Here is a 22,137-nt window from a genome sequence, read left to right on the forward strand (position 1 = left end):
ACTGGGTAATACCACCGCAGCAAGCAAAGAAGAGTTACTGGATGCAGTGATGCAGGAGCGTGCGGTTGAATTCTTTGCGGAATGGGGGCACCGCTGGTTCGATCTCAAACGAACTGGACGCGCTACTTCGGTACTGGGGGCGTTATTGCACAAACAACCATGGAGTAACAATGCGCTGTTAATGCCCATCCCCTCTGCTGAAATCCAAAGGAATCCCAGGCTCACTCCCAACCCGGGTTACTGATTTTTCTCATCGTATGGTACTGTAAACTAACCTCCGGAATTTTCCTGGTTTGTTGTTTTGAGGAAAGTCAATTGCTCTTCGACGTCTTTCATATACAAGTTCGAAAACTGTAACCTACAGTCCGCAAGAACTAAAAACGTCTTCAAGTCTTTGATTGAAGGCGTTTTTAGTTCAGGTACGAAATTATTTTTAGTAAATATTTAGTTTCTTTTAATAATGTTGAGTGCAGGTGTACCACTTTCCACAGTGTGGTTTCTTTCACTAAAATCATTGTTCCCAGCCATTGTACAATTACCTGCTTACCAACCCTGGTTATTGATGAATTAAGATGGTTAGGCACTTTTACTATCGCAGATAGAATCAAGGTAATAAAGATGTTGGTAGCTGGTTTCGCTTTTATTTTATTCATTTCTCACTACGTCTTTTCAAGTTGTCGCAGTCGTCCTTCATATGATTGCCAATAATTACGTTTGGTGGTTTGATCAAGATAGGAGGCGAACGTTAATTCCTTCACCTTTTCTGATCCCGAAAGCATAATCTGCTTAATTACTTCGAAGGAAGCCGGACTTAAACGGTAATCTCCTATTGGTGTTTTCAGGAGAGAGAAATTTTTGAAGTGCGCATCTCCATTTGAGAAGAGATAATTGAACACAAGCAGTTTCAGTAATTTGGGCGCTTCTACGATGTAGGCCGGTACGTACTTTTGCATAAGCTGAAACAGCTGCAGATAGTTGCAAATTGCCAAACTATCCGAGCTTTGCTGCAATCTTATAATCAAAGCCATGTTCACAGTAGACCAAATCAAAATCGCACACAGCCAGGTAAAATCAGGGGCAGACTTCCCGACCTACATACAAAATCTCAAAAACCTTGGAGTAATTCAATATGAAACCTATGTAAACGATGGTCATACAGATTACCATGGAGAGAATGGGTACACAGCAAGCGCTTCAGGAAAATATGAACCCCTGGAAGTTGCGGCCAACAGCAACACTTCAAGGACATTCAGACTACCTCAGCTTCATTCAATCCTGTGCCAGGTACGGCGTTGAAAAATGGATTGTTTCTATTGAAAAAATGTCCTGCACTTATTGTGATAAAGCCGGCAATGAAATGCTAATAGAACAGATCCCGCAATAACTACAAAACAATATTGTTCTTAGGCACGATCGGTGCCGGCAGTGAAACTTCATCCAGCATATCCCTCATATCAATTTCAATAGTCCGGCTGATCTGCGTGATCGGCACGTCATTCGGGCTGCCTTCAAAAGGATTCACCGAGCTTTCACCCACTGAATCCAATGTATGAAAAGCCCAGGTAACAATGGTTGCAAATGGAATGGTCAGCCACACGGTATAACCGGCTAAAAAAGTGCCGTCTCCTAATCTCTCCATTTCTTTCAATAACCCAAACGGCGCCAGCAGAATAAAAATGAATAATAAATAAGTAGTGATAGAAGCGAAGTTTCTTGGATACGGGAAGTTTTTGATCCGCTCAGCCCTTCCCTGATTATCGGTCAATTTGATAATAGACTGCTGCAATAAATTCCATTGAAACTGATCGATCTCCCCGGAAGCTTTCAGCTTACCTAATTCCTCCGATTGAATGGCTGTCAGCTGCGTAGCTTTATTCTTTTTACCTGAAATATATTCAAGCTCAGCCTTCGATAAATATGGCTTCAGCTCATCTTCCACTTTGGCGCCTGCTTCAGGAATGGTATAATGACTTTTCCGGAATTCTGAATACCGTTCTATCGTCATATTCTCCCAGGTGCGGGGCTCCCTCAGCTGAAACCGGAGCGCAGTAAGCCAGGCGAAATGACGGTAGAACATTCGTTTAACGGTTTCTGAATCCTTGCCTCCTACACTATCCCGGAGCGAGTATGCGAAGCTGCGGCTGTCGTTGATGATCGATCCATAGATCTGCCTGGCTTCCCAGATCCGGTTGTAACTGGCGTTGTTCTTGAAACCCACCAGGAAGGCCACTGCCGTTCCCACAATGGCAATCGGCTGCCAGGGTAATGCCAGGAATCTGCATCCCAGTACATACAGTATGGTAGGTACAGATGATAAGATAAACATGCAAAGAATATCCCGCTTGGTCCAGACGGCAAATTCCCAGGGTGTGTAACGTCTTCCGGTATGCATTGGCTGATTTGTAGAGTAATTATGAAATTACGAAAATAAAAATAGCGCCGGATTCTGACACCCGGCGCTATTTATCAAAAAATGATCTTCTAGAATTGTATCGAAAGCTTTCCTATGGTTGTTCCACTCTCCAGTTGCTGGTGCGCTTTCTTCAGGTTTTCCGCACTCAATCCCTGCAAGGTTTCATTCAGGGTGGTTTTCAAAACACCCTTATCTAACAACTCTGCTACCTTATTCAGGATATGATGCTGTTCTATCATATCGTCCGTTTCAAAGGTGGAACGGGTGAACATCGACTCCCAGTGGAAACTTACACTTTTCGTTTTTATTTTGATCAACGGCACGGGAGTTTGTGAACCGGTAATGGAAGCGATCCTGCCCTGCGGTTTGATCAGCTCAGCCATCGCATCCCAGTAGCCACTGGTATCCACCAGGTCAAGGATGATATCCACTTGCTGGAAACCTGCTTTACGCACTTCATTCACCAGGTCTTTGTGGTTCACTACATGGTCTGCGCCCTGCGCCTTGCACCAGGCAATAGTTTCAGGGCGGCTTGCCGTTGCGATCACCGTTAAGCCGGCAACCTGCTTAGCCAGCTGAGTAGCAATAGAGCCCACGCCTCCGGCACCTCCGATAATAAGAATGCTTTTCCCCTTATCCTTTTCGTTCACGCGGATACGGTCAAACAACAATTCCCAGGCTGTGAGCGCTGTAAGGGGAACCACTGCGGCCTCCGTATCCGATAGTGAGCCTGGCTTACGACCCACGATGCGCTCATCCACCAACTGGTATTCCGCATTGCTGCCTGGCTTGTTGATATCGCCAGCATAGAATACTTTATCACCAGGTTTGAACAGGCTCACTTCCGGACCAACTGCTTCAACAAGCCCAACCGCATCAAAACCGATCACTTTCGGAGTATCCAGTACCTTGTCCTTCGCGGAGTTCTGCCGCACTTTGAAGTCAACCGGGTTCACCGAAATGGCGCTGATCTTTACCAGGAGGTTCCTGCCGGCCGGAACGGGCCTTTCCATGTCAAATTCAATAAAACTATCTGTCTCGGTGATGGGTAATGATGTTTTGAATCCTATCGCTTTCATTGTTTGATGTATTTGTTGTCTGCCTGCGAAGTAGAACATACGCGGGAGAGGAATTGTTCAACCGGAAGCAGACATCAGCTCAATGCATCATGAAAGATAATGCCCATACTATACCGCTCACCACTATGCAAGGGGCTCACTCCGTGTTTCATATTCACCCTGTAAAACCCTTTTGACCCCCGTACCGGCCTGAAACTGGTAGTGAAGATCACCATATCCCCGGCATCGGGGTTCAATACATTGGCTTTGGATTGTGCACGTGGGATCTGTTCTGTTATTACAAACTCCCCGCCAGTAAAATCACGCTGCTGCTGGTTCAGTACGAAGAGGATCTGCATGGGGAAATACACATCACCATAAAGGTCCTGGTGGAGTGTGTTGAACCCGTTCTTCTCATAACGGAGAATAAGAGGAGTGGGATGTACCTGTTGATGCTTTTTGCATTCCGCCATCAGCGCCGCATGTGTAGCCGGAAATACTTTCGGTATACCAGTTTCCTGCATCCAGAGATTGGCAACAGGAACTATGTATTCGTAAACATTTTCGCGCAGGGATTGGATCAGGTCCGGTAATGGGTATTTGTAATATTTGTACTCGCCCAACCCGAAACGATATCGTTCCATCACTATCGTTTTCCGGTAATGTTCAGCTGTGTAATTATTTATCAGTTGAGTGCAATCTTCCTGCGTGAGCATATTTTTTACAGTCACAAATCCTTGCTGGTGCAATTGCTTTGAAATGCTGCTCCAGTCCTGGTTTGCCAGCCTTGTTTTAATTGAGTTCATTAGAAATCAAATGTAAGCCGCCGGCAAAAGCCTCCGAACCCGATTCTTGCTGAATTATGGTCTGCTGTATTTGCCCATCAGTATTCCTTCTCCCAGGATATGCCCGATCATAGCACTGGCCAGATCTCCCTTGCCGGATACTTCAGGCAGATCGATATCTGTGTCGAGAGCAAACAGATAAAAGAAATAACGGTGTTCACCATCCGGTGGGCAGGGCCCCGTATATCCGGTTTTACCCGAACTGTTCATGCCACTGATCCCTGGCATATGGTTCTCTTTGATCTCCTGGGTGGGTGCGATATTCCAGACCACCCAGTGATCATAAATACCACGCGGCGCATCAGGATCATCACAGATCAATGCCAGTGTTTTTGTGCCCTCCGGTAATTCGCCGATGCTTAATGGAGGATTGATATTCTCCCCATCGCAGGTGTACCTGGCAGGGATAGTTCCTTCGTGCTGGAAGGCAGGGCTGGTAAGACTGATCGTTTCTGATCCCATAACTGAAGATTTGAGGATTGTAATTAACGAATAAACATCCATCCACGCACAGCGCCATTGTCAACATACGCAAACCCATTGAACCAGGCTTTCACCGGCAATGATGCAGGCGGCGCAGCAGTTACTATGGCTGATCCGGCAACAGGCGCAAATAACAGGGGAGTTGTTTGGGTAATGGTTTCAAGGCTGCGGTCGAGCGGGCTCACGGCGCTGACCGGAACAAAGCCTTCCGTTCTGTCGGGCAGCAATACTTTGTAGTATGCGCCGATGGCTGCCGTGATAATCAGGTAAGTGCTTTTATCGAGAACAGGATTGCCTGATTTTACACCGGGTGTGGGTAACAGGTTTTGTTTGATGGTGGTGCGGACCGCTTTCCCCAGCCAGCTTTCATTACCTGTTATGGATGCAGGCTTTGTTGTTTCCGTCCTTACAAAATAGATGGGATCGATGGCGCCGGAATTTCCATATACGCCGAAATGCAGGTGCGACGGTGTATTGCGGGCATTTCCTGTATTGCCCACAAGCCCTACTGTATCGCCGGCATTTACTTTTTGTCCGGTTGATACCAGTTGTGAATCCAGGTGTGCATAATAGAGATTGATATCCTTTCCGGAGGGGCGTAGCCAGACTGTCTTGCCACCAAGGCCTCCTTCCCGCACAGCGCTTATCCTGCCTTCGGCCGCTGCCAGCACAGGTGTACCACGTTTCGCGAAGATATCGATGCCTTCATGCGAGCGTGCTCCTGCATCCCGGCTATCGCCCCAGATACTGCCGATGCTTTTATTGCTGCCTCCGGAAACCGGGAATGCCAGGGAAGGGCCCGTACTTGCTGTCAGCTCATACGACAATGGCGCCAGCAACTCCGACTGGATCCTCAGTACCAGCGAAACATCTGCTTTGGCTTCATGCACCAGCATGCCCGAGCTATCTGCGAATTGCAATAATTCCAGACCGGTGCCTTTGCGTGAAGGACCCCATAATTCAATGAATATTTTTGACCGGAGATCCGGTCTCGTATTGACAGTGACGTTGAGTTGCTGACCCTGCCTCAATGCTATCCGGTACCCGAATGCAATGGGATCATAAGGAGAAAAGAAACCGCTTTCTTTGAAGGGAAGTTGAATGGCGAGTGGTGTTACCAGGCTTTTCTCTGCAGCAGCAAACCAGCGGATTCCCATAGCGCTGCTATCGAGCCCCACACGTTTGAGACGATCTCCATATGATTCCTGCGGACTCTTGCCGCCGCCAATCATATTGCTTTTGCAGCCGGTGATCAGCAGGAGCAAGGGCAGGCAGAAAATCATTGTTATCATTAACCTGGTAGCCATAACTGCTGTACTGCAAACAAAATGCCCGCGGGTCAGCATGGCAGTTGTAGCATAGAAGGAACAGTTTACTGCTTACTTAGCAAGATGGCCCACATCGGCAGGAGAAAGAAGCCTGGCTTTCACCGGCTTTTCAGAGTACTGGTCTGCTCCGGCATCCAGCGTACCGGTCCGTAACTGGCCATCCATATCGGTGGTGAGCTGACGATAACTGTTCTTGCCATAGCCGCGTGCAGGGCTGTTGTTGGAAATGCGGAACACGCCATACTGGTCTTTCACCAGCTGCGGATCCTGTTGTATGAAAGCACTGTCCGGTAACTGACCGGCTCCATTTGTATTGAAGATGATATTCCCTTTCCAGGTGGGGCTTACATAATCGTTGCCTTTGATGCTCACAGCTTCTCCGCCACCCTGTATGATATTGTATGCGATAGTGATGCACGTGGAACCGATTCCTTTTTCGCGGACCGTGCGTGTGATATTCTCTTCGTTGTTCACCAGCGTATTAAAGATGATCAATACCCTGTCCGGACGGTCATGCGAGCGGAGATCCGCGCCATCTGCCACTTCTGCGCCACCGTTGCCGATATTGATCGCTGGTTTGCACTGCTCAAAATAATTGCTGGAAATGATATGATCGTCTCCGAATATTCTTAACCCCGGTGTGCGTAAAAAATAATTGCCGTACACTTCACAATGATTGCCATGTCGCAGTGTGAACTGCGCTTTGCAATCCCTGATAGTATTGTAACGAATTGTAACGAAACTTGATTTTACGGATATAAGTTCATTCTCTCCTGCACATTGTTCAAACAGATTATGCTCCAGTAAACTATGGCTGGCAGAAAGACTGTAGCCGCTTAACCCGAACTGCAATGCCTCTGCACCATTGCCTTTCTGCGGCAGAAAATCGAAAAAGTAATTGTGATGGATCCAGAGTCTTTCAGCGATCTGGCTTCCATCACCTCTCACACCAATGAACTTGCCCAGCGCATTCTTATGCTGAAAGGTATTATAATCCACCTGGTGGTCGCTGCCCATGATGCTAAGATAATTTCCTTCACCGGTGGTCTGGAAAATATTCCTCGTGAAGCGGCAGAAACTGGTGCCTGGTTGCAGTACAGCTTTGTCTGATTTATGGGTGAACAGAAATCCTTTGATGATGATATGCGATGCCGGTGCTTCGATCCTGAACCCGTTCTCTCCTGTAATGGCTGTACTGCTATTGTTATCTCCGCTGATGGTAATGGGCTGCGTGAATGAACCACTGATCCGCACAACAATTGGGGCTGAAGCATTGTAAGTGCCTGCTGCCAGGATGATCTCATCGCCGGGTTTTGCGGCATCGATTGCCTGTTGCAATGCAGCGATATTTTTTACACGGATATTCTTCGCCTGCAGTTGCAGGCCGGTAAGCAGGCAGATGAAAAGCAGGAACTTGTTCATACAATGTAAGTACGTTCATTTTTGCTCACGTGGATTGACTGCATTTTACATTTTATGCAATTCTATTGGCGTATGTATAAATGGCCAAACCCGCCGCAGAAGCAACGGGTTTGTTTTTTCAAGGCCTACTACAAAGGCGCTTCAGCGGTTTACGGCAACGTAATCTTTTACGAGCGCGTAATTGCTGAGACTTATCTCATCGTACTTCGGTTTTGTACCCGTGGCAGCGGGCAAAACCACCTATTTAATAGTATTATCTTAAACTCATGTGTAGTTCAACCGGTGTATAACGGGCATCATTATGCACTGCAATCACCCCAAGAGAAGCTTGCTTATGTTTTCTGTTGTACTTGCTGCAAATTTAGCGGCATATTTTTTCTGCAGCAATAACACTAAGTGGTAATAATCATTGGTTCCTCTCGTCAAAATAAGTCCGCTTGTTCTTCATGGCTTTCTGCCAGCCTGAAGAAAAGACGGCTTCCTTCTGCTGCGTCATACTTTCCATTCTCTGTGAAACGGCCAGTTGCAGCGCTGCCGGCATATTGTAGAAAGCCTTGTCAACAGTAGTGTTCCTGTCGTTGATGCCAGGGGCATTCTGATGCCGCACGCCGATCTTCTCGCCTTTGTAGAAGATCATGCATTTGATGCGGCCATCTTCCATGCCGTTGCCGGCTGACGTGCCGTAAACGATCAGCGGATCGGCAAGACCATCTTTATCGAGGTCTTCAAATGAAATGTACTGGTTCCAGAACCAGATGCTGGATTCATGCTGATCACGCTGGAGGATGTAATCATTCATATCCCAGACTTTGGAGTAACTGCCACCGCTTTCCTGTTTGAGGTTCACGGCCCTGATCTTGAAATGAAAACTGTCTTTCTGTTGTCCTACTGAATCCTGACTTTCGGTGAGCACACAGAAATAATTTCCGGACTTGTCAGAGTACCTGTACACGTAATGAACGGGGAAACTGAGGCGGAATAATTGTTTGAGACTGTCTGTAAGGAAGCTGGCTTCAGTTGCGGGAATGAGTTGGCTGCTGGTTTGCGCTGTTACCGGAAATGCGGCGGACAGCACAAGCATGATAAGGCAAATCTTTTTCATCGTTAGTGGGTTTTTGTTGGATGAGCATAGGGGGATTGCCTGGTATGCAGAGGTATACCTAAAGTTACAAAGCAGAAAGTGCATTGTCAATGGGTCAGAGCACCAGCTGTGCGTGCAGTTTGATGAGGGTGTCCTGCGGGTCTGTGCAGAGGCCGGGATGTACTTTTGATGATTGAATCACAGTGCTCCGGGTGGCTGTGAGCCAGCGGAACCTGCTGGCAATGTCCAGCCTGGCGATGGGGCCAGCCACAGTATTTCCAATCGCGATCTGCTCAAAAGACTGGAGGTGTGCAGACACTTCTTCCAGGTCCAGTACCGGGCAGAAGGTCAGCAGGCGGGTGGTATCGATAGTGATGATGGTTTGAAGAAAGCGCTTATCCCTGCAATACAGGATCACGCCTGTATTCAGGAACTCCTCCCGTTCCACTCTCGGTACGATGCGGAGTACCGCGTACTCAAATAAGTGTGCTTCTTGCATGCAGCGCTTCTTTTACAAATATTTCAGATGAGGCTAAACGGGTTGTCAGGAAGTTGAAATACACATTCCGGATCTGTTCAGGGCTCTCGCCGGATGGCCAGCTGTTGAGCCAGTCCTCAGGCAGCAGGTCAACAATGAAACGGATCTTTTCAGGTGTGAGTATGCGGCGGATGGCAATATCCACTTTTTCCAGTTCACTGGCGCGTGGCAGCAGCACATGATCCTTCACCATGGCAAATGGCTTCTTCGCCTGCTCTTCCCATTGCTGCCAGGAATGATGGAAGTAGAGGGACGCACCATGATCTATCAGCCAGAGCTCTTTTTGCCAGATGAGCATATTGGTATTGCGGGCAGTCCTGTCCACATTGGTAAGCAAACAATCCATCCACACGATGGCTGATGCCAGCAAAGGACCGGTAACATTTACAACAGGATCAAAAGTGATGGCACCCTGCAGGTAGTGCAGTCCGAGATTCAGTCCCACACTGGCTTTTAGCAGGTCCTGTATTTCTTCGTCGGGCTCTGTGCGGCCAAAGGAGCTGTCGAGCGTGGCAAATACCAGCTCCGGAATTTTCAGTCCGAGTTCGGGTAATCCGCTGGCCAATGTCCGGGCTATCTGACCTCCGATTAGCTCGGCCACCAGGGCCTTTACGCCCTGTCCGGCACCCCGGAATTTGAGCACATACAAAAAGCCATCATCCGCTTCGGCAATGGCCGGCAGTGATCCTCCTTCGCGCAGGGGTGTTACATACCTGGTCACCCGCACCGTTCTCAAACTGGTGTCACTTGAATGCATAGTGGAATTTGAGTGGCAAATTTAGCGATTATTCACCGATCACTATCCTTTGGATCTTTTTGCTGCCTGCCGTGTATACACTGAGCAGGTAAGTGCCTTTCACAAAAGACCGGAGGTTCAGGCTCTGTTGTTGCCCTCGTGTATTGCGTTGCAGTACCATTCTGCCTGAAATATCCGCCAGTTCTATCCTGCTGATCTCGGAACTGCTGCGGATGTACAATATGCCATTGGTTACAGGATTGGGGAATACCTGCAGGTTGAAGGCAGTGTTGTCTGCCTGGATGATCCTGATCACAGAATTTTCTGAACGGCCATCCATATCGTTCATGCGTAACCGGTAATGGTTATTGCCGTTGGAAAGCACCGGATCGGTGAACTGGTAATTGAGGGTAGCCTGGCTATTGCCTGCTGCAGTTACGGTACCTATCGGGATGAACAATACACCATCCATGCTTTTTTCAATGGTGAAAGACCTGCTGTTCAGCTCCTGTGTGGTTTGCCATTGCAGCAGACCTGTATTGTTGCGGCGCGTTGCCGTGAAGTTGGTAAGTGTTACAGGCAGCGGAGCCGTCTGCGTGGGGCCACCACCGTTTACCCAGAATTCGGAGAAATGATCCACCGGAAATTCTGCGTAGTAGCCGTTATCGTAAGGCGCAACGTATACATCGGCGGGTGGGATGAAACGGTATATGCCTGTTGCATTGTCCGTAAGCAGCCCATTCTCCTCTGATGCAGCACCACTGTATTGCGTGATACCAACCATGAACGGATCTTCCGGTTTGGTACAGGAAGGACAATTGGTAGCACCTATCAATGCTTTGGCTTCTGCATCTGAAAAATAGAACCTCACCAGTACATTTGAAGTAGGAGCAGTTGAGGGTGTGATCACGATATTTCTATCGAGATAATACTGGCCACTGTTATTCCTGATAGCACCGGTATTGCGGAACAGTTTCACGGTAGTACTGCCCAGGTCCTGGCCCTGCGGGTTGATGGAAACGATACGGTTGTTGGAAAGCGCGAAATGGGTCCAGTTATTTCCACTGACAGGCTGTGTGATCCCTGCGGGGATGTCGGCGCCGGTGTATACCAGTGCTCTGTCAAATATATGCACGTCATCGATAGCTGTACCGGCAAAAGTGCCGCCGGCATCCGATTTCATCACAAAGCGGAGGCGGATCTTTCCGGAAACAATGGGAAGATGCCTGCTGGATACATGCCAGGTGAGCATCGGCCGGTAAAAGGTTCTGTATGCTGCATGGTTGTACCAGTTGGTACCATCGTTGAAGGCGCCAAGCTTCGTCCAGGTCTTGTCGTCAAGCGAGTATTCGATCCAGTGATGATCGCAATCACATACATCTTCCACTTTATAAATATGGCTGAATGATATTACGGGCAGCGTCATTCCATTAAGGTTGAAGCAGGGAGAATAGAGGTATGAATATTCTGAATTGTTGTAATTGGTCATGAGGCCTGTGGCCCATGCACCGCTGCCATTGGCAGCTCTCGTAATGATCGGCTTGCTGGGCGTTCCGTATTGCCAGCTTGAATTGATGCCATCGGTATACCAGTGACCATCCCCGCTTTCAAAAGTCTCCAGATAAGGGAATGTGCTGATCACGGGAGATGTAGTGAAAGTGTATAACTGAAGTGTGTCGTTGTTTACAAAATCATCGCCGGACATATTCACCCAGGCGCGGATGCTGTGTTTTGCCTGCAGAGAGAAATCAACAGGTGCGCTGAACTGGTGCTGTACCAGTTGCCCCGGATTGAGATCGATATATTCCTTCACTACGGTGCCGTTCAGCTCATAAGCCACTTCCACATTGGTTTGCAGCACGGTACTGTAGTTCTTCAGTTCCACACGGATATATTCTGCGGAGCCCAATTGACAAACGGATGGAATGGGCGGGTTGATGATGGCACGCACACCTACATCATTCGTATTTCTGTAGATCCTGATATCATCATAAGTGATCCCGTCTTCAGTCAGGTCTTCCGGTGCAGGCGTTTGCGTGGACGTAAGGCCTTGCTGCCCGAGTCTTACCTGGAAACTGCTGCTGATGGTCTGTGCAGGTGTGGCCTTGGCCAGTGTTTCAGTGATATTTACACTGGTTGCGCGTTTGAAGATACCAAGCTCCGTAGCGGTGGCAGGCAGGGAGAATACAGGTATCCAGGCTGCGTTGTCATTTCCGCGGATCCACACTTTGTTATTGGGATATTCGATATCGATACCCTGATTCCTGTAAAAGAAATCCAGCCAGAGCTGGTCTGTACTTGTATAGCCAGACAGGTTGAAAGTAAGGGTAACACTATCTGTATTCCCATTGGCATTGTAACGGCTCTGATCAAGTACCAGGGCATTGTTGCCTGTTCTGGCAAAACCTGTTACAAAAGTACGTGCCCTTCCGTTGGACGTGGTAGCTGCAAAATCTGCACGTGGCAGTCCTGCCAGGCCAAAGGTTTTGTTGACATACGATAGCGGCGAAGCAGTTTCAAATCCTTCTGTAAAGTCCGGCGCCAGGGTGATGGGCGGATTGGGCAGATGCCTGACCAGGGTCTGCAAGGTATCATTGTCTGCTTTCAGGTCAGCGGGATATTTTACCCATACTTTGATGAGGTAATCTCCTGTTGCACTGAAATCTTCTGCAGGACTGAAATTGTAATCAAGTATATTGTTGGCAGGGATCACTGTTGAACTGCTTGCAGATATTACAGAGCCTCCGTTGATCTGGTAATATAATTGATAAGGGCCGCTGGAAGGAATGGTTCCCCTGTTGCGGAGACGGATCCTTACCGGTGATGTACCGGGCTGGCTTGCAGTGAATTGCCGTCCGTTGGATGGAGCTCTCAGCAGTTCAACGGTGATATCGTTATCGAAATCTGTTCCGCAGGTGCCTGCAGATGGTGTTATACTTGCCGCTACTGAAGGCCGTCCGGCCCTTCCGTTGATGAACGGACGCACTGCCAGGTAATACAGGCTGTCTTTATTCAATCCTCCCAGCAGGTAGGTATTGGCGTTAGTAGAGGCCACAGTCTGCATCCTGTCACCCACGAACATGAGTATTTCATAATTGTCGGCATCAGGTATGCCGGCCCAGCTCAGCTGCACATATTGCGGACAGGGATTGGTGGCGGTGATCACAGGTTGGCCCAGTACGGTGAACGTGGCTTCGCTGGTGCCCGTTATACCGCCGCTGTTGCGGGTTACACGCACCAGTGCTTCGCGCGCGGAGACCGCCGGGACCGTCCAGTTATAGAACCGGGCAGTGTCGGAAACATTATTGTCTATTGTTGTCCAGTTGGATCCGTTATCACCTGAGTACTCGATCGTAAAGCTATTGGTACTGTTGTCGAATGCTGACCACCTGATCTGTTCCGCTTCTCCGGGTACCATGGTTTCGCCGCCAGACGGATAGGTAACGGTGATCACCGGCGCTATCACCTGGTACGCCACTACATACTGCTGCGGGCCGGAAGGAATATTGCTGCCATTTATATTGATATTCACATCACCTGCAGGCGGTGCATCGATCACTACCTGCTCGATATTGTTCATATTGTCTGTTCCTTCTACTGCCGGATCATCCACATCACCCGGGTTGGGATTCAGTACCAGTGGCCTGTGCGGAATAGCATCGGTTCCTGTAACGATAAGGTCAAGGTTATTCACCAGTGCCACGGGCGCGCCGGGAAGGGCGGGAGGGTCAACCCAGTACAGCATTACTTTCAGTTTTGCTGTGCCGGCAGGAACGCCTGTGATGGTATGCGTGGAGTTGTTACCGTGAGTTACACTTCCTGTGAAGTAGTTGTTCTGCTCCATCATCTCTATGGAAGCCCTGGCATTCAGTTTACCAAAGCCCCATAAATAATCCGGGCCTGCGTTGCCCATATCATCTGCTCCGTTACAGGCCAGTGCTTTGATCAGTGCAGCGGATGGATTGGCACCTCCGTGCAACTGGCGATAGCGCTCGTAGAGAAGCGCCAGGCTGCCTGTAACGGATGGTGAGCTCATGCTGGTGCCGGAAATGGGACCGTAAAGATTGAGTGTGTAGGTAGACATTACATCCACCCCACCCGCCATGATCTCGGGTTTCAGACGGCCATCTTTCACAGGGCCGCGGCTTGAGCCCCCGCCGATCCTGTCATTGCTGTTATTGTATTGTCCTACCACCAGGGCATTCTTGCTGCTCTGGAATCCGGATCTTACCGTGCCATAGGAAGAAAGGTAAGGGGAGCAGGTGAGCCCGCCATCATTACCCGAGGCAAAAATGTGAAGCAGGGAAGGGTTGGCCACCATCTGTGCATCCACATAATTGGAAAGTGCATCATAATTGCCGGTGCCTGCACAGCCTGGCGTACTTGAATGATAAGAGTTATTGGTGAGCACCAGGCCATACTGGCTCACATACTGGGGCGAATTCACCAGTATATCGCTGTAATATTCTGCTATCAGTGTGGCCAGCGGAGCCATACCCCTGTATTTGGGGTTGAGTATCCCGCCGCCTCCCATCGTACCCAGGGTATGCGCAGCATGGGCAGCTGCATTGATGGGATTGTTATTGATCAGTCTTCCCGTGAAATCCGCATGGGTAGGATCACCCTGGTCCCCGTTACCCATGGTAACGCCCTTACCCTGCAGGTTGCGGCCTGTGGGATTTGACAGCGAACTCAGGTTATTGCCGGTTCTGCTGAGATAATTCAGGGGCTGATCTTTCAGCGCCTGAGGATATACGTAAGTAACGAAAGGGATCTTTGCAATTTTATGAATGGCAGCAGTATCCGCTCTCAGAAAGAGAATATTATCCGGCTGAATAGAATAATCCATTAGAGAAGCGCCGGCTTTAAGCAATTCGGCAGTGGCTTCCACCCGGCTGATATCACCGGTATAATGAACGGCCACACCCTCATCCGGGCCGGCAGTTCTATATTCCAGTTCCGGGGCCACCTTCAGGGTTTCGTCAGGAACAAATACCCCGCTCACGCCCAGCGGCTTCAGCTGGGTCAGTTCAAGGGTAACCGGTATTTCGGCATACCAGGCATTGGCCGTCAGATAATTGAAAAGTTTAACGCCCTTCCTCGACAACTCCTGCTTCTGTTGCAGGTCAGGTAACTGGTTGAAGCGCAGCAATACAAAATTCCTGTTCCGGAACTGCATGCGTTGCCGGAGCTCAGGACTGAGCTTTGTTTGCTGGATATTCTGACCGTCTGTGAGCAGGTTGCGTTTGCGCGGGAGATCCCTGCTTTCCTGGGAGAAAGTGTGCAGGTGGAGAAACAATATGGCAGCCAGTAATATGGAAAGTTGCTTCATTGCCGGATATTTAGGGATATTGGTACACTAACAGGCGTTAAGATAAACATTTCCGGCTAAAGCTTCAACAGAAGCAGCATCATTCCTGTATAAAAACTAACAAACGTTCCGGTTTTGGAGCCGGTCAATCAACCGGATATACATGGGGAATTTGTATCACACAAGCCCGGCAAGAAAAAAAAGAATAGTCTACTAAAATGGTGGAAATATTTTTTTTCCGGTTGCCCCATTCCCATTATCTTTGTTTCATAAGCAGTATTCGTATGCTATTCCACTCTACAAAATATAATAATAGCTGTTGTTGTTGTAACGCCTGTTGCAATTGTTGATACTGCAATTTTCCCCCCTCTGTACTTGAATTGAACAGTCCTTTAGGTTTCACTTGAACTCGATGCAAATATGAATATCACAATACCAGATTATCTTCAGGAATTAGTCTACTACTCAAGTAGATTAAATACGCAGGAATTTCTGCGGCTCCTGGTCCAGCGGTTTCCCGGTCAGGTTACATTCTCTACCAGTTTCAGTGTGGAAGACCAGGTGATAGCGCATGAGATCCTGCACAACCGGTTGCCGGTAGAACTGTTCACACTGGACACTGGCAGGCTCTTTCCGGAAACTTATTCAGTTTGGACGAGCACCAATAACAGGTACAATACACAGATAAAAGCTTACTACCCTGACTACCGCAACCTGGAAGGTTTCATTACAGAGAAAGGCCCCAACGCATTTTACGAATCAGTGGAGAACAGGAAACAGTGCTGTTATATCCGCAAAGTGGAGCCGCTGAAGCGCGCGCTGCAAGGCAATGCCATCTGGGTAACCGGATTGCGTGCCGAGCATTCACCTGAACGTACAGGGCATCAGGTGGTGGAATGGGATGCAGGGAACAATATCGTTAAATACAATCCACTGTTGAACTGGAGCTCTGAGGAAGTGAGAAAATATATAGATACCAATAACGTCCCCTACAATGTACTGCACGACAGAGGCTTCGTCAGCATCGGTTGTGCTCCCTGTACAAGAGCCATCCGCCCCGGCGAAGATTTTCGTGCAGGCAGGTGGTGGTGGGAAGATGCCAGCAAAAAAGAATGCGGATTGCACGTGAGCAACGCATAACAATACCCAACCGGCTTTGACCGGTAATATTTTAATAACAACAATTGTGAGTATGCCCAGGTTAGATTATTTAGATCAGTTGGAATCGGAAGCCATTCATATTTTTCGTGAAGTGGCCGGCCAGTTCGAGAAACCGGCCCTATTGTTTTCAGGAGGTAAAGACTCCATCACACTGGTGCACCTGGCCTTAAAAGCATTCCGTCCCGGTAAATTTCCCTTCCCCCTGGTTCATATAGATACAGGTCATAATTTCCCGGAGGCCCTTGCTTTCCGTGATGCGCTGGCTGCAGAGATAGGAGAGAAGCTGATAGTAAGGAATGTGGGAGACACCATCAAAGCGCGTCATCTTACAGAACCCAAAGGAAAGTTCGCCAGCCGTAATGCCCTGCAGACCTACACCCTGCTGGATACCATTGAAGAATTCAAATTCGATGCCTGCATCGGGGGAGCGCGCAGGGATGAAGAAAAGGCACGTGCCAAAGAAAGGATCTTTTCCGTTCGTGATGAATTCGGACAATGGGATCCGAAGCGCCAGCGGCCAGAGCTTTGGAATATTTTCAACGGCAGGATCCACAAAGGTGAGAATGTGAGAGTGTTCCCCATCAGTAACTGGACTGAACTGGATATCTGGAACTATATCCGGCGCGAGAAAATAGCATTGCCTTCGATCTACTTTTCCCATAACCGTGAAGTGATTGAGCACGAAGGACAGCTGGTAGCGGTTTCTGATTTCATTCAGCTGGAGGAAACAGATAAAGTGCTCACCAAACAGGTGCGCTATCGTACGGTGGGTGACATGACCTGTACGGCCGCCGTGGAATCTTCCGCCAATAGCCTGGATGATATCATCCGTGAGATTACTGCCACAAAAACAAGTGAACGCGGTGAAACCCGCATAGACGATAAGGTATCCGAAGCAGCAATGGAAGACAGGAAAAAGAACGGATACTTCTAACTATCAACAATAAACGAATAAAGGATATACATGGATCTTTTACGATTTATAACAGCAGGCAGCGTAGACGATGGCAAGAGCACCCTCATCGGAAGATTGTTGTACGACAGCAAGAGCATCATGATCGATCAGCTGGAAGCCATCGAAAAGCAGAGTAAGAACAGGGAAGAAGGAGAGATAGACCTGGCGCTGCTTACAGACGGGCTGCGTGCAGAGCGTGAACAGGGCATCACTATTGATGTGGCTTACAAATATTTCTCTACTCCCAACAGAAAGTTCATCATCGCCGATGCTCCCGGTCATATCCAGTATACCCGGAATATGGTCACCGGCGCTTCCAATGCAGACCTGGCCATCATTCTCATCGATGCCAGAAATGGCGTGGTAGAGCAAACAAGAAGGCACTCCATCATCGCCTCCCTGTTAGGCATCCCGCATATTGTGGTTGCCGTGAACAAGATGGATATGGTGGATTACAGCCAGGATGTTTACAATAATATCCTCATCGATTACGCACATGTGGCGCAAACACTGGGATTGAAGAATATCACTTATATCCCTATCAGCGCACTGAACGGTGATAATATAGTGGAGAAGTCTGATAAAACTCCCTGGTATGAAGGTAGTTCCCTGCTGCAACATTTGGAAGCAGTGCAGATTTCAGAGGACATCAATCTCTCCCATGCCCGCTTCCCTGTGCAGTATGTGATCCGTCCGCAGACAGAGGAGCTGCATGATTACCGCGGTTATGCCGGTAAGATCATCAGCGGTATCTATAAAAAAGGAGATAAGGTAACTATATATCCTTCCGGAGTAAGCAGCACCATCAAAGCCATTGAGCTGGGCGGGAAAGAAGTGGATGAAGCATTTGCACCTCAGAGCGTGGTGCTGCACCTGGCAGATGATGTGGATGTAAGCCGTGGCGATCTGATTGCCCTGAGCAGCGATGTGTTGAAAACAGAACAGGAACTGGAGGTATTGCTCTGCTGGATGGACAGCAAGCCACTGGTGCCCGGAAATAAATACTTATTACAGATAAACAGCAGGCTGGTACGGGCCGCTGTGCGTGAGATCGGATACAGGCTGGATGTGAACACCCTTCAGCAGGAGGCAAACCCCCAACAGGCGGTGCTGAACGATGTGATCAGAGTAACCATCAAAACCGCATCACCGGTATCGTATGATGCTTACCGTGAGCTGCGTGTGAATGGTGGCGCCATCCTGATAGACGAGACCAGCCATGTGACCGTAGGAGCCTGCATGATTCAGTGACACCATAAAATACCAAAACATGAGCGCAAACAAATTTGTACAACATCTCTACCAGCTGAAACTGAAGAACACACAGCTGTTCCCTGACAAGGCGATCACTGAGCAATTCATCGATCAGCTCTTTGCGCTTCTTTTTGTGCCACGCGCAGGAAGGCAACAGAGCATCACCGAGTTCGAGAACGAGTATTCCTCCCTTAAAAGCCACCTGAGCACCCTGGTGTATGATGTGGTCCATAACGGAGACCAGACACAGGCCATCACGGAAAAATTCTTTGATGAGCTGCCTCAGCTGCATGAATTGTTACTGAAAGATGCTGCCGCCATTTCTGCTTATGACCCCGCGGCGGAAAGCATGGAGGAAGTGATCATTGCCTATCCCGGATTCTTTGCCATAGCTGTGTACCGATTTGCACACCAGCTCTGGGAACAACAGGTGAAGACCCTGCCACGTCTTTTTACTGAATATGCACATGGAAAAACAGGCATCGATATCCATCCAGGCGCTGTGATCGGAGAGTCTTTCTTCATCGATCACGGAACAGGCATCGTTATCGGAGAAACCACTGTTATTGGTAACAACGTGCGCATCTACCAGGGCGTAACACTGGGGGCGCTCAGTGGCACCAAAGAACGCAATACCGGTAAACGTCATCCGAGCATCGAGGACAATGTGATCATCTATTCCGGCGCTACCATCCTGGGCGGCGAAACGGTGATCGGAAAGAACAGCACTATCGGTGGTAATGTATGGATCACGTATCCTGTACCATCCGGTTCCCTTGTCTACCACAAGAGCGAAGTAGTAGCCAAAAAAGATTTCTCTTTTTCCGATGCTGTAAACGGTATCCTGGGTAAACTGGATACTGCTGCAGTGTAAAGAATTGCAATCAACAGGCACTGCTTTTTTTGTGTCTGAATAATCTACTAAAAAAGTAGACAATATGCCAAAACACCCAATAACAACAGGAAAAGTGATCATCGCCGGCGCGGGTCCGGGTGATCCTGAATTACTCACCGTTAAGGCAGCGCGCTATCTGCAGCAGGCAGATGTGGTGCTGGTTGACAGGCTGGTCAGCGAGCAGGTACTGGTTCAATATGTGAAACCCGGTGCGGAGATCATTTCCGTGGGCAAGCAATGCCGCCGTGGCCTCAGCACACCCCAGGAAACCATCAATGAACTGATGGTGGAATATGCCTTACGGGGCAAACTGGTGCTGCGCCTGAAAGGAGGGGATGTAAGTATCTTCTCCAATGTACTGGATGAACTGCAGGCGCTCAAAGCGGCAGATATCCGGTATGAGATCATTCCCGGAGTTACGGCGGCCCTCGGCGCGGCTGCATATGCCGGCATCCCGCTCACGGCCCGTGATCACAGCACCGCCGTTCGTTTCCTCACCTTTTACAGGAATGAAGTGATAGACGAGCTGTACTGGAAAGAGCTGGCAGCTACCAATGATACCCTGGTCTTTTACATGAGCAGCGAAACCCTCGATGGAGTGGTGGGCAACCTGGTAAAGAACGGGATCGGCGCAGATAAACTGCTGGCCGTGGTGGAGCAAGCCACTACGCCATTGCAACAGGTACAGGTAACCAATCTGTACGAATATGCGCAGAACTGGACTGGAAAAACATTTGTAAGCCCGGCCCTGGTGATCATCGGAAGAGTGGTGGGATTGCACGAGCAGTTCGCCTGGATAGCCAACAGCCAATCCAGTGAATCATATTTTAAACCGGTAGCCAAACTGTTCACGGCATCAACAGTGATCGCTACAGAAAAAGTGACCCAACATGTTAGTAGAGCCTAAACTGAAAACACTGCTGGAGCTGGTGAAAACATCCACCCGTGAGGAGCTGATGTGGATGAACGGCTACCTGGCCGGTCTGCTGGAGCGTGCTACCAGTGCGGCTTCTGCTGAAACCGTTTTACAACAGGCGGCTACCATCCTGCAGCAACCTGTTGCGGCTCCTGCACCTGCTGCGACTGTAAAACCAACCGTACAGAAGATCACGCTGGCCTATGGTACAGAAACCGGCAACAGCAAAAAGCTGGCTGCTGATTTTGCAGGGCTGGCAAAAAAGGCAGGCATCAACGCTAAGCTCGTGAGCCTGGATCAGTATCGCCTGAATGATCTGGGCAAGGAAGAATATTTCTTTGCCATCATCAGTACGCAGGGCGACGGAGAGCCACCCGCCACGGCTAAAAAATTCTTCGATCATATTCACCAGAACGGCGCAAAACTTCAGATGAAATTCAGTGTGCTCGCCCTGGGTGACACTTCTTATCCGCTCTATTGCAAAGCAGGAGAAGATGTGGATGCCCAATTGCAGAAACTGGGTGGCCAACGCATTGTACCGCTTCAGAAATGCGACACGGATTATGAATCCGACGCCTCTGGCTGGTTCAGTTCCGTGCTTCAAAGCCTCAGCAACGGCGGCTCTCAGCCTGCCCTGCAACCCGTTGCGGCCACAGCTCCTGTAAAAAAGAGTAGTCACAAAAAAATATATACCGGCAGCGTACTCACCAATGTGAACCTGAATGATCGCGGTTCTTCCAAGGAAACCTACCATAGAGAGATAGGAGTGGAAGAAGAAGTGGACTATCTGCCCGGCGACAGTATCGGTATCGTTCCTCATAATCCGGCGGCAACGGTTAATGCCATTGTAGCACTCACCGGTATCGATCCGAAACTCATTATCAATTTCCGCAACGAACAGGTTTCAGTAGAACAGCTGCTGCATAACCGTCTTAACATTGTATACCTGCCTGAGCGGGTAGTTAACCAGTATGCTAAACTGGTGAAACAGGATATCCCTGCCACCCGCATTGGGTTGCTGGACCTGCTGAAGATCTATCCCGTACGGGATGCTGCACAGTTTGAGGAAGTGATAGCCCTGCTGGAGCCTATCACGCCCAGACTTTATTCCATTTCATCTTCTCCGGCTGCTCATGACCGTGAGGTACACCTTACTGTGGCGAGAGATACGTTTTATGTGAACGACGAATGCAAGCGCGGACTCTGTTCAGATTATCTCAGCCAGCAGTCAGAGAGCGGTGAATTCGATTTTTATGTGCACCGCAATAACCAGTTCAGATTGCCCGATGCCGAAACAGATGTGATCATGATCGGACCCGGAACAGGTATCGCTCCTTTCCGCTCCTTTCTCTGGGAACGTGATGCACTGGGAGCTACAGGCCGCAACTGGCTCTTCTTCGGGGAACAGCATTTTGTCAGTGATTTCCTGTACCAGACAGAGATCCAGAACTGGTTGCAGACCGGCACACTGAGCAGGCTCAGTGTTGCATTCTCCCGCGATCAGCAGTACAAGATCTATGTGCAGCACCGCATCCTGGAAGAAGGTCGCGAGCTCTGGAAATGGATAGAGAAAGGCGCATGGATCTATCTCTGCGGAACCCGTGATCCCATGAGTACGGATGTAGAGTATGCCATCCTGCAGGTGATTGAAAGATTCGGAGGAAAGGGCAGCAGGGATGCCATCAATTATTTGGAAGAACTGAAAGCCGCCGGCAGATTTTTGAAAGACGTTTACTAATAC

18 protein-coding genes and 1 pseudogene are annotated in these 22,137 nt (G+C 49.0%); 8 read left to right on the forward strand and 11 right to left on the reverse strand.

The genetic code is table 11. The annotated features are described in order from the left end of the window. The first annotated feature begins 1 nt into the window (after nt 1). Nucleotides 2-244: a RagB/SusD family nutrient uptake outer membrane protein gene (locus ACTHMC_RS12760; protein WP_440413547.1), complete on the forward strand. Its 243-nt coding sequence runs from the start codon at nt 2-4 to the stop codon at nt 242-244. Nucleotides 245-659: 415 nt separating this feature from the next. Here ACTHMC_RS12760 and ACTHMC_RS12765 read toward each other — a convergent pair whose 3' ends face one another. Next, nucleotides 660-1,028, reverse strand: a complete 369-nt coding sequence (locus ACTHMC_RS12765; RefSeq protein WP_440413519.1) for a HipA domain-containing protein — start codon at nt 1,026-1,028, stop codon at nt 660-662. Here ACTHMC_RS12765 and ACTHMC_RS12770 point away from each other — a divergent pair. Beyond that, a pseudogene (locus tag ACTHMC_RS12770) lies at nt 1,027-1,384 on the forward strand (DUF1398 family protein). The gene ACTHMC_RS12765 and the pseudogene ACTHMC_RS12770 sit on opposite strands and share 2 nt — an antisense overlap. Here the strand turns inward: ACTHMC_RS12770 and ACTHMC_RS12775 are convergent. From ACTHMC_RS12775 to ACTHMC_RS12820, 10 genes are all read right to left on the reverse strand, one after another. Further along, entirely contained in the window at nt 1,385-2,392 is a 1,008-nt protein-coding gene (locus tag ACTHMC_RS12775) for a bestrophin family protein (protein ID WP_440413520.1), read from the reverse strand. A gap of 89 nt (nt 2,393-2,481) precedes the next feature. Next, complete coding sequence (locus tag ACTHMC_RS12780) at nt 2,482-3,492, reverse strand: zinc-binding alcohol dehydrogenase family protein (RefSeq protein WP_440413522.1); 1,011 nt, start codon at nt 3,490-3,492, stop codon at nt 2,482-2,484. Between the two features lie 74 nt (nt 3,493-3,566). After that, complete coding sequence (locus tag ACTHMC_RS12785) at nt 3,567-4,277, reverse strand: 2OG-Fe(II) oxygenase (RefSeq protein WP_440413523.1); 711 nt, start codon at nt 4,275-4,277, stop codon at nt 3,567-3,569. Nucleotides 4,278-4,331: 54 nt separating this feature from the next. Then, complete coding sequence (locus tag ACTHMC_RS12790) at nt 4,332-4,778, reverse strand: YbhB/YbcL family Raf kinase inhibitor-like protein (protein WP_440413525.1); 447 nt, start codon at nt 4,776-4,778, stop codon at nt 4,332-4,334. A 23-nt stretch (nt 4,779-4,801) separates the two neighbouring features. After that, entirely contained in the window at nt 4,802-6,091 is a 1,290-nt protein-coding gene (locus tag ACTHMC_RS12795; protein WP_440413526.1) for a M23 family metallopeptidase, read from the reverse strand. An 87-nt stretch (nt 6,092-6,178) separates the two neighbouring features. Beyond that, nucleotides 6,179-7,549 (reverse strand): polysaccharide lyase 6 family protein, encoded by a 1,371-nt coding sequence (locus ACTHMC_RS12800; RefSeq protein ID WP_440413527.1) that lies wholly within the window; start codon nt 7,547-7,549, stop codon nt 6,179-6,181. Between the two features lie 406 nt (nt 7,550-7,955). Further along, a complete protein-coding gene (locus ACTHMC_RS12805; RefSeq protein WP_440413529.1) occupies nt 7,956-8,651 on the reverse strand; it encodes a M949_RS01915 family surface polysaccharide biosynthesis protein in 696 nt (231 codons plus the stop codon). 94 nt (nt 8,652-8,745) lie between these two features. Further along, the gene (locus tag ACTHMC_RS12810) at nt 8,746-9,129 is read right to left on the reverse strand and encodes a DUF3037 domain-containing protein (protein ID WP_440413531.1); all 384 of its coding nucleotides are present in this window, start codon (nt 9,127-9,129) and stop codon (nt 8,746-8,748) included. After that, nucleotides 9,107-9,925: a HipA family kinase gene (locus ACTHMC_RS12815; RefSeq protein WP_440413532.1), complete on the reverse strand. Its 819-nt coding sequence runs from the start codon at nt 9,923-9,925 to the stop codon at nt 9,107-9,109. Before ACTHMC_RS12815 ends, ACTHMC_RS12810 begins: the two co-directional genes overlap by 23 nt. Nucleotides 9,926-9,953: 28 nt before the next feature. Then, complete coding sequence (locus ACTHMC_RS12820; RefSeq protein ID WP_440413533.1) at nt 9,954-15,236, reverse strand: S8 family serine peptidase; 5,283 nt, start codon at nt 15,234-15,236, stop codon at nt 9,954-9,956. A 399-nt stretch (nt 15,237-15,635) separates the two neighbouring features. Here ACTHMC_RS12820 and ACTHMC_RS12825 point away from each other — a divergent pair, with 399 nt between their 5' ends. The 6 genes from ACTHMC_RS12825 (at nt 15,636) to ACTHMC_RS12850 (ending at nt 22,134) form a co-directional block, all read left to right on the forward strand. Further along, a complete protein-coding gene (locus ACTHMC_RS12825) occupies nt 15,636-16,355 on the forward strand; it encodes a phosphoadenylyl-sulfate reductase (RefSeq protein ID WP_440413535.1) in 720 nt (239 codons plus the stop codon). Between the two features lie 52 nt (nt 16,356-16,407). Further along, nucleotides 16,408-17,310: a sulfate adenylyltransferase subunit CysD gene (gene cysD, locus ACTHMC_RS12830; protein ID WP_440413537.1), complete on the forward strand. Its 903-nt coding sequence runs from the start codon at nt 16,408-16,410 to the stop codon at nt 17,308-17,310. 30 nt (nt 17,311-17,340) lie between these two features. Beyond that, a complete protein-coding gene (locus ACTHMC_RS12835; RefSeq protein ID WP_440413539.1) occupies nt 17,341-18,582 on the forward strand; it encodes a sulfate adenylyltransferase subunit 1 in 1,242 nt (413 codons plus the stop codon). Nucleotides 18,583-18,601: 19 nt separating this feature from the next. Beyond that, nucleotides 18,602-19,459 (forward strand): serine O-acetyltransferase EpsC, encoded by an 858-nt coding sequence (gene epsC / locus ACTHMC_RS12840; protein ID WP_440413540.1) that lies wholly within the window; start codon nt 18,602-18,604, stop codon nt 19,457-19,459. Nucleotides 19,460-19,523: 64 nt separating this feature from the next. Next, nucleotides 19,524-20,387 carry a uroporphyrinogen-III C-methyltransferase gene (cobA, locus tag ACTHMC_RS12845; RefSeq protein ID WP_440413541.1) on the forward strand — a complete coding sequence of 288 codons (864 nt, stop codon included), beginning with the start codon at nt 19,524-19,526 and terminating at the stop codon, nt 20,385-20,387. Continuing rightward, on the forward strand, nt 20,371-22,134 hold the full coding sequence (locus ACTHMC_RS12850; RefSeq protein ID WP_440413542.1) for a diflavin oxidoreductase: 1,764 nt from the start codon (nt 20,371-20,373) through the stop codon (nt 22,132-22,134). Before cobA ends, ACTHMC_RS12850 begins: the two co-directional genes overlap by 17 nt. Nucleotides 22,135-22,137: the final 3 nt, after the last annotated feature.

Origin of the sequence: Pseudobacter sp., assembly GCF_051955275.1 — a bacterium.
Lineage (GTDB): Bacteria > Bacteroidota > Bacteroidia > Chitinophagales > Chitinophagaceae > Pseudobacter.

Bases quoted from the DNA above. Each gene is read 5' to 3' on its own strand.
- ACTHMC_RS12815 (WP_440413532.1), bottom strand. From the start codon at position 9,925: ATGCATTCAAGTGACACCAGTTTGAGAACGGTGCGGGTGACCAGGTAT.
- ACTHMC_RS12785 (WP_440413523.1), bottom strand. From the start codon at position 4,277: ATGAACTCAATTAAAACAAGGCTGGCAAACCAGGACTGGAGCAGCATT.
- ACTHMC_RS12810 (WP_440413531.1), bottom strand. From the start codon at position 9,129: ATGCAAGAAGCACACTTATTTGAGTACGCGGTACTCCGCATCGTACCG.
- ACTHMC_RS12790 (WP_440413525.1), bottom strand. From the start codon at position 4,778: ATGGGATCAGAAACGATCAGTCTTACCAGCCCTGCCTTCCAGCACGAA.
- ACTHMC_RS12800 (WP_440413527.1), bottom strand. From the start codon at position 7,549: ATGAACAAGTTCCTGCTTTTCATCTGCCTGCTTACCGGCCTGCAACTG.
- ACTHMC_RS12835 (WP_440413539.1), top strand. From the start codon at position 17,341: ATGGATCTTTTACGATTTATAACAGCAGGCAGCGTAGACGATGGCAAG.
- ACTHMC_RS12825 (WP_440413535.1), top strand. From the start codon at position 15,636: ATGAATATCACAATACCAGATTATCTTCAGGAATTAGTCTACTACTCA.
- cysD (WP_440413537.1), top strand. From the start codon at position 16,408: ATGCCCAGGTTAGATTATTTAGATCAGTTGGAATCGGAAGCCATTCAT.
- ACTHMC_RS12805 (WP_440413529.1), bottom strand. From the start codon at position 8,651: ATGAAAAAGATTTGCCTTATCATGCTTGTGCTGTCCGCCGCATTTCCG.
- ACTHMC_RS12780 (WP_440413522.1), bottom strand. From the start codon at position 3,492: ATGAAAGCGATAGGATTCAAAACATCATTACCCATCACCGAGACAGAT.
- ACTHMC_RS12820 (WP_440413533.1), bottom strand. From the start codon at position 15,236: ATGAAGCAACTTTCCATATTACTGGCTGCCATATTGTTTCTCCACCTG.
- cobA (WP_440413541.1), top strand. From the start codon at position 19,524: ATGCCAAAACACCCAATAACAACAGGAAAAGTGATCATCGCCGGCGCG.
- ACTHMC_RS12795 (WP_440413526.1), bottom strand. From the start codon at position 6,091: ATGATAACAATGATTTTCTGCCTGCCCTTGCTCCTGCTGATCACCGGC.
- ACTHMC_RS12850 (WP_440413542.1), top strand. From the start codon at position 20,371: ATGTTAGTAGAGCCTAAACTGAAAACACTGCTGGAGCTGGTGAAAACA.
- epsC (WP_440413540.1), top strand. From the start codon at position 18,602: ATGAGCGCAAACAAATTTGTACAACATCTCTACCAGCTGAAACTGAAG.
- ACTHMC_RS12775 (WP_440413520.1), bottom strand. From the start codon at position 2,392: ATGCATACCGGAAGACGTTACACACCCTGGGAATTTGCCGTCTGGACC.
- ACTHMC_RS12765 (WP_440413519.1), bottom strand. From the start codon at position 1,028: ATGGCTTTGATTATAAGATTGCAGCAAAGCTCGGATAGTTTGGCAATT.